The sequence below is a fragment of the uncultured Adlercreutzia sp. genome (genome assembly GCA_910585575.1).
GTDB lineage: Bacteria > Actinomycetota > Coriobacteriia > Coriobacteriales > Eggerthellaceae > Adlercreutzia.
Map to the genome: position 1 here is coordinate 1 of CAJUFS010000018.1, position 11,578 is coordinate 11,578.

Genomic DNA, 11,578 nt, shown 5'->3' on the forward strand with positions numbered 1-11,578 from the left:
CCCGTCTCGGCCCTCGACCCTGCGGGCATCGTGCCGCCGGGCTCGGCCGAGTACGAAAAGCGCACCGTGGCCTTCGAGATTCCCGAGTGGGACGTCACCAAGTGCGTCCAGTGCTACGAGTGCTCGCTCGTATGCTCCCATGCGGCCATTCGCCCCTACGTGGCCACCGATGCCGAGCTGAAGGGAGCCCCCGCCAGCTTTGCCACCAAGCCAGCGGCCTTGAAGGAGCTTTCCGGCATGCACTTCCGCGTGCAGGTGTACCCCGAGGACTGCGTGGGCTGCGGCAGCTGCGCCGACAACTGCCCCGCCCCGGGCAAAGCGCTGGTCATGAAGCCTTTGGCCACCCAGCTGGAAACGCAGAAGGAAAACCTCGCCTTCGGCCAGCGCAACATCTCCCTCAAGGATACTCAGGTAAGCACGGCGAGCATCCCGGGCACCCAGCTGCAGAAGCCGCTGCTGGAGTTCTCCGGCTGCTGCGGCGGCTGCGGCGAGACGCCCTACGTGAAGCTGCTCACCCAGCTGTTCGGCGATCGTCTCATTATCGCGAACGCCACGGGCTGTTCGTCCATCTGGGGCGCTTACATGCCCTCCATCCCCTACACCGTCAACCCCAAGGGCCACGGTCCCGCCTGGGGCAACTCGCTGTTCGAGGACAACGGCGAGTTCGGCTACGGTATCGCCAAAGCCGTCAAGCTGCGCCGTCAGCATCTGATAGACCTGGTGAAGAAGGCTGTGGGACAAACCGTGGACGATCCGGCCATCGCCAACCCCGTGGGCGGCGATGCCCAGGCAAATATCGCCGGTGCCACCGGAGCCTCCACTGTCTTAACACCCACGGCGCCCGGCACCGCTGGCGCTCCCCTCTTCTCCGACGGCACCGCCACCCTTCTGCGTGATTGGCTGGCCGAGGCCGACAACGCCGAAACCGCCTACACCTTGGGCCAAGCAGCGCAGCAGGCTCTGGCCCTGGAGCGCGACACCTTGCCCACGGGCAGCGCCGTCCGCACCCTGGCCAACGAGATCCTCGACTACGGCGAGATGTTCGGCAAGAAAAGCGTCTGGGCCGTGGGCGGCGACGGCTGGGCCTACGACATCGGCTACGGCGGCCTGGACGAGGTGCTTGCCTCTGGCGAGAACATCAATGTGCTCGTCCTTGATACCGAAGGCTACTCCAACACCGGCGGCGAGATGTCCAAGGCCACCGAGCTTGGCAGCGTCTCGGGCTTCTCCCTGGATGGCAAGCCCACGCCCCGCAAAGACCTGGGACGTATGTGCATGCAGTACGATTACGTCTACGTGGCCCAGGTGTGCCTGGGCGCCAACATGGAGCAGACCATCACGGCCCTGCGCGAGGCCGAGGCCTACGACGGCCCGTCTATCGTCATCGCCCTGTGCCCCTGCATTAGCTGGGGCATCAAGGGCGGCATGAGCACGAACCTGCGCGTGGCCCGCGAGGGCGTGCGCGCTGGCTACTGGCCGCTCTTCCGCTTCAACCCGTTGCGCGCTGCCCAGGGAGAAAATCCCCTTACCGTGGATTTCCGCAAACCCGACGACGATCTGGACGATTTCCTCGACAAGCAGGACCGCTTCGCCTCGCTTCTGGCCCGCGATCCAAAGCGCAGCCAGACCCTTCAAAGCGAGCTGGCCAAAGACCTGGCCCGCGAGTACACCGAGCTGGAGCGCGAAGTAAAGGTGTACCAGCCAGAGAGCTAAACCCTCAACCAGCAGCAAAGTCCCCTCCTCGTGCACTACGAGGAGGGGACTCTCCAACCCGCTCTAGCAGATTTCTTCACGTTGCAAAAAGCTAGTCAAGTGCTGCCGACGAGGTCACGGGCTCCAACTCCGTCGGCAGCTCTCCTTCGACGCCAGCCGTGCTTCCCTCGCGACGACGCAGGCCCCGCTTCGTGAAGCTGAGCGCTCCCTTCGGGCACGCCTCGACGCAGGCGCCGCAGCGCGTGCACTCCGACAGCGGGCGCGTACCCAGATTGCTGCGCGGGTCGATATTCTCCGGACACACGCTGGCGCACACGGCACAGGGCTCGCCCGCCGTGCGCAGGCACAGCGACTCGTCGGCCTTGGGGCGCAAGGTGCGGTTGAACGACGACACCAGCGACATGAGCGCGCTGACCGGGCACAGGTTGTGGCACCACCGGTGCAGCACCACCAGCTCGACAACGATAAGGGCCGGGAACAGCAGCAGACCCCAGGACGGTTCGTTAAAGCCGATCAGGCGAACCAGCGACACCACGGTGCCGAAGGTCAGACCGATGGGGCAGATGAGGCAGAACACCGGGAAGCCGAAGATGAGCGCCGAGGCAAGCGCACCGCCGAGCACCACATGGCGGCTGTCGAGCCTCACCTTGCGGCGCGCCACCGAGTCGGAGGGCGCGGCGGGATCCTCGAGTTTGGATGCCTGCGTCGCCGAGGAGGGGTTCGACGACGGGCACGAAGCCGCGGCACCTTCTCCCGAGCATCCCGTGCATCCCGCGCACCCCGACGCAAGGCTCAACGCCTCGAAGCGCGAGAGAGCCTGGTCGGCCGACTGCTGACGCTCTTCTTTTTGCGCCGCCTTCGCCTTTTTCCCCGAAAGGAACCGTGACAGGACATTGACCGGGCAGGCCCACGCGCAGAACGACTTTCCCAAGAGCAGTATCAGGGCAACCACGATGATCAGGGCCACCACCACCGAGAGAATCACCGAGCGCGACGCCAGCAGCGCCTCAAGACCTCCCAGGGGGCACAGCAGATAGAACTCGCCCACACCGAAGGAGGACAGCGTGCCCCATCCCACGTGAAATATGCAGCTGATCACTACCGCCAGGGCCACCGCGCCCGCGACGATGCCGCGCAGCACCGTGGGCTTGAGGACCTTTCTGCCCTCGTAACGTTTCGCCATAGCTTCGACTCCGATCTCAACAAAGGTCGCTTAGCAACCGATAACTCAATTTTGGGACACGGCAACGACGTTGATGCCTTTGTGGCCCGATCCGCTGTAGGTGCCGTAGGCACTCGACGGACAGAGGAACTGGCAGGCACCGCAGCCGTTGCATTTATCCTGGTCGATCTGGAGACGGCCCTGCTCGTCAAGCCACAGCGCCTCCCATTGGCAGGCACCCACGCAGCGAGCGTCGCATTTGCCCGACAGGATATAGGTGAGGCACTCATCGGGGTCGATCTCGGCAACGCCGATCTTGTCCGCCTCGGCGTCGAAAGGCGCCAGGGCATGGGTGGGACAGGCCTTAATGCACTTGTACTCCCCGTCGCACATATCGCAGTAGCCGAACTGGAAGCTCATGCGGGGCAGCCGGACGTTCACAATGCCGTCGGACACCGTGCACACCGTGATAGCCTCGCGATCGCACGCACTGCGGCAGCGGTCGCAGCGGATGCAAGCCCCGAGAAGCTGCTCGTAGTCCTGACCGCCCGGAGGCCGCAGAAAATCGCCGTCGCTGGCAAACGCCTTCCCCGCGCCGCCCAGCACCAGCAGGGCCGCGGCTACGGCGCAACCGCCCACCAGCTCTCGCCGCGACACGCCCGGCGCAAACTCGACCTTCTCCTTCTCTTCGCTCATGGCGCCACGCCCTTACGCAGCGCGGGCCGCAGTGGCGCCCGAGGCACACTGAACGCGAGCCTCGTCGATGCTCGCCTGCTCTTCGTCCAGATAGGCCTTCGTCACCTTCAGCACGCCGCGATAGAAGCGCGTCTGGACAAAGGCCAGGGCGCGCTCGTAGAAGTCCCCGAACCAGCTTGCAATGTGGTTCTGGAAGAACTCCTCCTGAAGAGCCAGCTGATCGGCGCAGCCCTGCCAGTCGCCCTTATCGAGGCATTCCACGGCCCGATCGCACAGGATGGCCATGAACTCGAACTCGAACGCCAGGTGGTCCTCGGGAACGTTAAGCTCCTCGGGAAGCATGATGCGGGCTTGCTTGTACATACGGTAGACCTCGGTGCGCGGGGCGCGCATGAGCAGGCCCGACTCGTCGCGGAACAGCGACTCGTAGGGCATCGCCTGCTTCCCGGCGATAACGCGCGTGCCCAGAAAGGCACCGGTGTGATCGGCGGCAAGCTCTTGACGCGTGCCCGTATTGCGCTTGCGGAGATAGCGGAAGATATCGTCGAAGCCTTCGGCCATGAGCGACTCTTCTTTTCCCGCTCTCAGTTCGGTGTAATCCGCCTGGGCCATCGCATCAATTTCATCCTGGGTAAGCGCCCGGAAGTAAAGGTCTTTCAGCATGCGATAAAAGTCAGCGCGCGCGTTCAGCTTTTCGCGAAGCTCGCAAGCCTCAGCGTGCACCGACTCCCTTGCCTCCAACGTTTCCATTGCATTCTCCTTACCTTGAAGAGGAGGCGGCGAAGCGCTTTCGTCTCGCTTCGCCGCCTCGCCCCTCGAATCGCTACAGGCCAATGACGCGCGAGTTCATCGCCACTTCGAACAAGCCGAGAAAACCACTGCCGACGATCCACATGAACGCGCGCAGCGACACGGCGCCCACGGCCGTGGCGGCCAGGCCCACGCAGGGAACCGCCAGATTGTCCATGTTCTGATTGCGGGCCATAACGACCACGCCGCAGATGGCCGTGACGGCGATGCCGCACACCACCAGGCCGCCCCACAGCAGCACCGGCTCAGCGGCAGCCGCGCCAAAGCCCACCGTGAGCACGTAGCCGAGCACGGACAGCGCGCCCAGCACCGCACCGACGCCCACGGGAACGGCCATCTTGCGCACGTCCGCATCGTCCACCTTGCACAGCACGGCGCACACGGCGTAGAGGAACGCACCGAAGGCCAGAGAGGTGCCCAGGTAGGCCAGCGGCAGAAGCTCGGTGTTCCAGGTGGCCTGGGACTCGATCACATAGCCGTGGCCCGTGAAGAAGGCCAGCAGCAGCCCGAAGACGCCGCCGATCGCGCCCACGATCTTCAAGGGGGACTCGGCGACACCGCGCTTGACCATCACCATATAGGCGATCATCAGCACACAGGTGATACCGATGAGGATAAGCTCCACCGAGATGCCGGACAGCGAGCCGAGGTTCCACACGGCGGCCATCACGTTCTGGGGCGAGGCCAGGTGCAGCACCGAGCAGAAGCCGCCCACCACGGTCACAATGAAGGCAACCAGGGCAATCTGGAACTGACCCTTCTTATTGGAGGTCAGCAGATCGGACAGCGCCAAATAGGCAAACGTGCATCCTCCGCAGCCGGCGAGCAGGGAGAACAGAACCAGGGGCCATTCAACGGACATTTAGATCAGCTCCTTCCACGCCGCAATAGACGGCGACAGAATGTACTTCGTCGCGGGATGCGCGTTGCCCGGGTCGGGCAGCGAGTGAATCGCGTCGGCATCGTATTTGGCCAGCTCCTTGGAGGCGTCGCTTTCCGGATCGTCCAAGTCGCCGAAGAAACGGGCACCCGTGGGGCAGTTGTGCACGCAGGCGGGCACATCGTCGCCGGCCGCCGTCAGCTGGCTGCACAGGGTGCACTTCTCCACCACGCCCTCGACCTCGTTGAAGTGGCGGACGCCGTAGGGGCAACCGAACATGCAGTAGCGGCAGCCAATGCACTTGTCCTTGTCCACCAGCACGACGTTGGTCTCGGGGTCGCGGTAGCTGGCGCCCGTGGGGCACACGCTCACGCAGGCCGGGTTCTCGCACTGCTGGCAGAACACGGGCAGCCAGTACATCTCCACGTCGGGGAAATCGCCGGTGGGACCCACGGCCGTCACATGGTTCCAGTACTCCCCCAAGCTCAGGCCGTTCTCGTACTTGCAGTGCACCACGCAGCTGTCGCACCCGCTGCAGCGGTCAAGATTTACTACTAGGCAACGCTTGCTCATTTAAAACACCACCTCATCGGTCTGGGGCTCGCCCTTCAACGTCGGCAGGAACGCCTCGAACTGCTTCGGCTCCGTCCAGATGCCCTCGGGCTTTTCGGCCTTCTCGATCTGCACATTGAATCCACGGTACGTGGCCGATCCGATGATGGGGTCGTTCACGTCGTCGCGCGTCAGGTTGGAAATGCCGTACTCCCAGCCGCCGGTGCGCTTGTTGCCGCGGGAATCGTCGAACAGCTCGGGGTACCAGAAGCGCTCCTCGCGCACCACGCGGGGATTGATGCCACGGGTCAGATACGCGCGGCCATAGGCGGTGCCGCGGCGGGAGGTGAGCTTCACCCAGTCACCGTGCTCGATGCCGTAGGAGGCCGCCGTGTCCGGGTGCATGTAGCAGTCGGGCACCGGGGACAGCTCGCGATTGAACGGAGCATGGCGCAGCGTGCCATGGTGGAAGTGCTGCACGCGGCCGCTGGTGAAGACGAGCGGGTAGTCCGTGTCGTTCTGCAGGCCGTTCTCCTCGAACTCGACGTAACGGCAGATGGGGCTGTAGTCCAGGCCCGTGTCTTCCCACTTGTAGGGCCAGGTGATGAAGCCGCCGTTCTTGCCCAGCTCCTTGAAGGCCCACACGTAGGGCTGCGTCTTGCGCGACTCGGTGGCAAAGCCCACCGGCAAGCCGTCGTCGGCCATGGCCTCGTGCTGGTAGTAGCTCCAGTACTCCTCGTCGGGCTGGACGAGCGGCGCGTAGTTGTCGTAGTTCTCAATGAGGTCGTCCCACGACTGGGCGCCGAAGCGCTCGGCCCACAGGGCCTTCTTGGCCGCCGGATCGTCGTAGACAACGCGGCTGTTGCCGTTGTACAGGTAATCGAAGTCGAAGAAGAAGTCCTCGCCCTTCTTCTCGGCGATCTTCTTCGCCACGGCCATGAAGGGGCGCTCGCAGGCCACGGTCTCGCCCAGATGGATCATGCGCTGGCGCAACCAGTTGTAGTTGATCTGGTTGTTCAGGTTCTCGAAGGAGTTGTACTCGGCCCACTCCTCGTCGGGCAGAATCAGATCGACGTAGTCCATGGTGAACGACGTGAAATTCGTGTACTGCTGCACGATGAAGTCCTGGGCGCGATAGCCGGCATCCCAGCCCGAGGTGTTCGCGATGGTACACATCTTGTTGCCGGAAACCTCGAACAGGATACGGGGACGATAGGGCTCGCCCGTGGCCGCCGCCTCGCGGATGCCACCCGTAACGGCCATGTCCATGAAGAACGAGCCGCGGTACTTGTCGGAGCCGAAACGATCGGTGAGGATCTGCAGCATGCCCTTGGACATTTCCTCGGGATCCTTGCCCGACTCGCCGAAGGCCTTCTGGAGCGCCTCTTCGCGGGCCTTCTTGTTGCCGTTCTCGGTCAGACCGTAGGTCCAGCCCAGGCCCCAGCGAGAGTTGTGGTCGCCGGGGGCGTTCGTCATACGGGTCTCGCCGTAGGAGCCGTGATAGGTCAGGGTGCAGCCGGGCTTGTTGATGTAGCCCATCATGCACTCGAGGCCCAGAATACCAATGGGGACGTTCGAGGATACCTGCTGCATGTCGGCGAACACGCCCTCGGCAATGCCGGCGTGCTCGGCCTCGCCGTACAGGCGGATGGCCTTCTCGATGGCGTCGGCCTTCAGCCAGCACACCTCGGCCGTCTTCTCGAGCGTCCAGGGCTCGGCCTCTTCCCAGTAAATCTGGCCCGCGGTCTTGTAGGTCTTGCCATCGATCTCCACCTCGGTAAAGATCATCGGGTCGACCGGCGAGTCCTCGGGCGCCGTGTAGGGGAAGGGCTGGATTTTGTTCGTCTTCGTGTCGAAGCACACGTAAGCCGGCGTGGAATAGTAGTCGTTGGGGTCGGCCGCGGGGTTCTTGTAGTCGGGCCAGATATCCTCAGCCAAGACGGGGTTGCCGTCGGGATCCATGAGGAAGGGCAGGTTGGTCCAGTACTTGCAGAACTGCTCGTCGATGAGGTCGTTCTCGATGACATAGCGCATGAAGCACAGCACGAGCGCCGTATCGGAGCCCGGGCGAATGGGCAGCCACACGTCGGCCTTCGTGGCATCGGGAATCATGAAGGGATCGATGACCACCGTCTTCACGCCGCGATCGACGCGGGCGTCGGCCATGCCGTGGCCCGACTGGGCCGTCTGGCTCGTCGAGGGGGAAGCGCCCCAGATGACGCACACCTCCATGGTGGGGTTGTACTCGTTGAAGGGCTCCACCACCGAAGAGTCGGCCATGGACAGGCAGGGCTCGGCCTTGCCGATGATCAGGGAGCCGGCCATGCGACGGGGGCCGAAGCACTGCAAGGCGCCACCGGACAGCTGGATGGGGCCGCCGAACATCTTCGGGAAGATCTGGCCCTGGGGCGACACGTACTGGCCGCCGCCACCGGTGCCCATCCACACGCCGTAGGGGCCGTACTTCTCAACGCTGGTAATGAACTGGTCGGCGGCCAGATCGATGGCCTCGTCCCAGGAAATGCGCTCCCAGCTGGCGTTGGCGGCACCGCGCTCGCCCACGCGCTTCATGGGGTAGAGGATGCGCAGGGGGCTGTAGGCCGTGTGCTGCTGGGCCATGCCCTTCAGGCACATAGCGCCCTTGCTGACCGGGGCCTCCGGATCGCCCTCGAGCTTGACGATGACGCCGTCCTCCAAATAACCGATACACGGGCAGCACTGAATGCAGCCGTGGCAGCAGGTGCGGATGGCGGTACGCTCGGTACCCGACGCCGCAAATGCCTCAGGCGCCTCGATGAGCGTGCTCGAGGTCTCTACCCCCAGCGCCGCTACCGCGCCCGTCAATGCCGCAGCCTTCACAAAGCCGCGACGTGTCATAGCAGGTGAACTCATAGCCTCTCCTTGTCCTTCTCTTATTGCTCTGATGTCCTGCATCTTTTCCTACTGGGCGAGCTTCTCCATGAGCTCGAGGTACCTCCTCCCCCCTTCGGTGACGTTCCACGAACCCTTCCAAACCAAACCGCCGCTTCGCTCCAGCTGATCGATAAAGACGCTTGGTTGCAACGGTACGTTGGTGATGGTGTTGGCCGAGCCGGTCTTCAGGACCTCGGCTCCTCGAAGGAGCGAGTCGATTTCCTGGAAGGTGCGCGGCTGCTTGCAGAAATCCAAAACTTGGCAGTAGGTCTTAGCCCGCTTGGGGAACAAATTCATCAGATCGTCCATGCGCTTCTCGGGCTGCATCTGAGCGCGCACGTCGCGCCCGGCCTCGGTGTCGATGAACGCGTAGTCGAGGACCAGATCGTCTACCTCGTCCTCGGTGAGCCCCTCTTTCATTTCCTCGGTTACCCGATTGCCCTCTTCGTCCAGCTCGAGACGATCCAAGGCGCCGGCGTCTTCCAAGTTGATGATGAGGCGGTACTGGTTCTGGCCGCAATGCTCGAACTCGGCAAGCTCCCCCACCATGGCCTCTACGGCGCCCAGGGTGCGCTGCTCTTGGCAAAAATCGAGAATGGCGTAATAGATTTCACGGAAGCGCGGGTTGTCCATCATCGTGACAATGGCGGCCACACGTTCCTCATGAGTCAGCTCCACCGGCTCGAGATCTTCGACGGCCGATGCCTGCTCGAGCACCGATTGGTCTTTGGCCATCAAACGGGCCGCCTCGAGCGCCACCGCCTCGTCGCTCGTCTCCACTGCTCCGGCCGCGTCGCCGATCCCGTCCATCATGAAGTCATCCCGGGTATCGCCCATGGCATCCTCCTCGCCCTTATGCTCCTCTTGGTTACTGTCCGCCGCCGATACGGCGACAAACATTTGACAAGAGGCATCCTAAGGCCGCTGGGGAGGCTTGCCATCGCTTCTGAGAGTTGAGATGAGGAGGTTTTTCAGATATCCTCCCTCAGGGGGGAGGAGCAGAGTTTTCCCAGGTAAAAGTGGGATGAGAGAGGCTAATCGCCCTTAGAGAACTGATCGAAGAGCACAATGAGGGCCTCTTTGGAATTCGCCCCCGTCTTCTCGTAGATATGGTTCACGTGCGTCTTCACCGTGGACTTGGAAACGCACAATTGGTCCTCGATATAGGCCGTCGTATAGCCCTTCACCCACAGCTCCATAACGTCTTGCTCACGGCGCGTAAGATGGTAGCGCGCGGCAAAGGCGCTCAGCAATGCCTCGGCCGAAGGCGCCGACAGAGAAGCCGCCTCCTCGGCATCGGCCGGCGCATCATCGGCCCCGTCCGAGGGGCGCCCCTGGTCGGCCAAGGCGAACTCGCCCCGCTGCTGTGCGCCCATAACCAACAGCATGACCACAATGAGCACCATAAGGAACACAAGGGCTAAAGGCCCTCCGTTCTCCCCCAGCACCAGCGCGACGAAAAGCCCCGCCAAGGTGCCCGCGCAGTGGAGAAGCACCATCAAGCTATAGCAGAAGAGCGCCGGCACCTTCCGCTCGAGCACAATGCCGAAGAGCAAGTAGATGATGACGTAGCGGATCATTTCCGAGCCGACGCGGCTGACGCTGTGCAAAAACCCAATGGAGAACTCGAGCCCCAGAGCGGGCAGCGTCGATGCAAGCACGATAACCGGTATGGCAACGTAGAAGACAGCGGCCATATTCACGCGGGTAGCCACATAGGCAAGGCCAAGGGCAATAAGGTTGACGGACATGCGGCGAATGGTCTGCACGACAACGGCCAGCAGGCCCACATCGCCAAACCCCTCGTTGTGCTCCACGACGACGAGCGCCTCCGAGGGAATATTGACAAGGCCAAGCACAATAATGAGCAAGAAGGGCACGGCGCGCAGCGCCTGCTTCGGGGATAGGACCGGCGCGGAGGTGGCTTCGTTGATATGCGGTCGATCCGCATTGCCGCCACCGAAAGCAACCGTTCCCTCGCGATGCCTTACCTGGAGAAAGATAGTCGAGACCAGCGGCAGAAGCGCATAGAAGACATACTCGGCGTTGGCGGGGAACAGCTCCGACGTCAAACTGATGATCGCGCCCAGCACGATGGCGCTTCCGATGGCCAGCCACATATCGGCTCTGCGCAACGACGTCAGGCGCTCCCACCAGCATATGAGCAAAAAGCAACGGGTGACGCCCGTCAAAACGTTCGCGACGGAAAGCCACTCGGCGCTGATGGCAGCGTCCAGCACCAGGTAAAGGGCAAAGGTGCCGAGCGTGCCCGCGAACCCGAACAGGTAGATGACCTCACGATGGCGGCGGCGAACAAGCGGCGCGATGCGGGAACAGAGCAAAAGCAGCACAAGCGGGGGCAGCAACGCGAACACGTATTTGAGGATTTGGTCGAAGACCGGGGTCGAGGTGAGCACACTGGCCGACACCATCTGCCCCCAGGCATCGAGACACCCATAGCCGATAACGAACGGTGCCACCGCGGCCAAGCGGGCCTTCAGAGAGCGCGGGCTTTTCGCCACGGCAGAGGATGCCCGATTGGCTTGGCCCATCCCCTCAGAAGCTGTCATACCCGCCATACTCCTTGCTCTCACCCCTCGTCATTTCGTTCAACCTCACCTCAAAAGAGGCTATTTCGCCTGGTGCTAGCGTCGATTTTTCCACCCCTCGTTCTATCGACAAGATTTTAGTATAGCAGGGCAGCACGGGGGCCTCGCAAACTCTCCCATCGTTTTCTCGATTTTCCGAAGGGCGCGCAGCGTTCGTGCCCAACGAAGCCATGGGCAAAAAAGAACGACCGGAGCTGCTGCGCTCCGGCCGTCCCTCGCTTGTTGGGCTGGGTCTGCGAAACC

The 11,578-nt window shown here is 63.0% G+C and carries 9 protein-coding genes; 1 reads left to right on the forward strand and 8 read right to left on the reverse strand.

Translation table 11 applies throughout. The features are described from left to right. Positions 1 to 1,713 (forward strand): 4Fe-4S dicluster domain-containing protein (locus QZ307_RS03710; RefSeq protein WP_295996047.1); only part of this gene is annotated, 1,713 nt, incomplete at its 5' end. A 91-nt stretch (positions 1,714 to 1,804) separates the two neighbouring features. Here QZ307_RS03710 and QZ307_RS03715 read toward each other — a convergent pair. The 8 genes from QZ307_RS03715 to QZ307_RS03750 form a co-directional block, all read right to left on the reverse strand. Then, positions 1,805 to 2,896: a 4Fe-4S binding protein gene (locus QZ307_RS03715; protein ID WP_295996049.1), complete on the reverse strand. Its 1,092-nt coding sequence runs from the start codon at positions 2,894 to 2,896 to the stop codon at positions 1,805 to 1,807. 45 nt (positions 2,897 to 2,941) lie between these two features. After that, the gene (locus QZ307_RS03720) at positions 2,942 to 3,571 is read right to left on the reverse strand and encodes a 4Fe-4S dicluster domain-containing protein (RefSeq protein WP_295996052.1); all 630 of its coding nucleotides are present in this window, start codon (positions 3,569 to 3,571) and stop codon (positions 2,942 to 2,944) included. A gap of 12 nt (positions 3,572 to 3,583) precedes the next feature. After that, the gene (locus tag QZ307_RS03725; protein ID WP_295996054.1) at positions 3,584 to 4,321 is read right to left on the reverse strand and encodes a molecular chaperone; all 738 of its coding nucleotides are present in this window, start codon (positions 4,319 to 4,321) and stop codon (positions 3,584 to 3,586) included. 73 nt (positions 4,322 to 4,394) lie between these two features. Next, positions 4,395 to 5,243 carry a DmsC/YnfH family molybdoenzyme membrane anchor subunit gene (locus QZ307_RS03730; RefSeq protein ID WP_295996056.1) on the reverse strand — a complete coding sequence of 283 codons (849 nt, stop codon included), beginning with the start codon at positions 5,241 to 5,243 and terminating at the stop codon, positions 4,395 to 4,397. Next, a complete protein-coding gene (locus tag QZ307_RS03735; RefSeq protein ID WP_295996059.1) occupies positions 5,244 to 5,834 on the reverse strand; it encodes a 4Fe-4S dicluster domain-containing protein in 591 nt (196 codons plus the stop codon). Further along, entirely contained in the window at positions 5,835 to 8,705 is a 2,871-nt protein-coding gene (locus QZ307_RS03740) for a molybdopterin-dependent oxidoreductase (protein WP_295996061.1), read from the reverse strand. It lies immediately after the preceding gene. Positions 8,706 to 8,753: 48 nt separating this feature from the next. Next, a complete protein-coding gene (locus QZ307_RS03745) occupies positions 8,754 to 9,563 on the reverse strand; it encodes a hypothetical protein (RefSeq protein WP_295996064.1) in 810 nt (269 codons plus the stop codon). Between the two features lie 197 nt (positions 9,564 to 9,760). Beyond that, positions 9,761 to 11,296 carry a helix-turn-helix transcriptional regulator gene (locus tag QZ307_RS03750; protein WP_295996068.1) on the reverse strand — a complete coding sequence of 512 codons (1,536 nt, stop codon included), beginning with the start codon at positions 11,294 to 11,296 and terminating at the stop codon, positions 9,761 to 9,763. Between the last annotated feature and the right edge of the window lie 282 nt (positions 11,297 to 11,578).

Excerpts from the sequence above, each read along its gene's own strand:
- QZ307_RS03715 (WP_295996049.1), bottom strand. The coding sequence starts at position 2,896 with ATGGCGAAACGTTACGAGGGCAGAAAGGTCCTCAAGCCCACGGTGCTG.
- QZ307_RS03720 (WP_295996052.1), bottom strand. The coding sequence starts at position 3,571 with ATGAGCGAAGAGAAGGAGAAGGTCGAGTTTGCGCCGGGCGTGTCGCGG.
- QZ307_RS03725 (WP_295996054.1), bottom strand. The coding sequence starts at position 4,321 with ATGGAAACGTTGGAGGCAAGGGAGTCGGTGCACGCTGAGGCTTGCGAG.
- QZ307_RS03730 (WP_295996056.1), bottom strand. The coding sequence starts at position 5,243 with ATGTCCGTTGAATGGCCCCTGGTTCTGTTCTCCCTGCTCGCCGGCTGC.
- QZ307_RS03735 (WP_295996059.1), bottom strand. The coding sequence starts at position 5,834 with ATGAGCAAGCGTTGCCTAGTAGTAAATCTTGACCGCTGCAGCGGGTGC.
- QZ307_RS03740 (WP_295996061.1), bottom strand. The coding sequence starts at position 8,705 with ATGAGTTCACCTGCTATGACACGTCGCGGCTTTGTGAAGGCTGCGGCA.
- QZ307_RS03745 (WP_295996064.1), bottom strand. The coding sequence starts at position 9,563 with ATGGGCGATACCCGGGATGACTTCATGATGGACGGGATCGGCGACGCG.
- QZ307_RS03750 (WP_295996068.1), bottom strand. The coding sequence starts at position 11,296 with ATGACAGCTTCTGAGGGGATGGGCCAAGCCAATCGGGCATCCTCTGCC.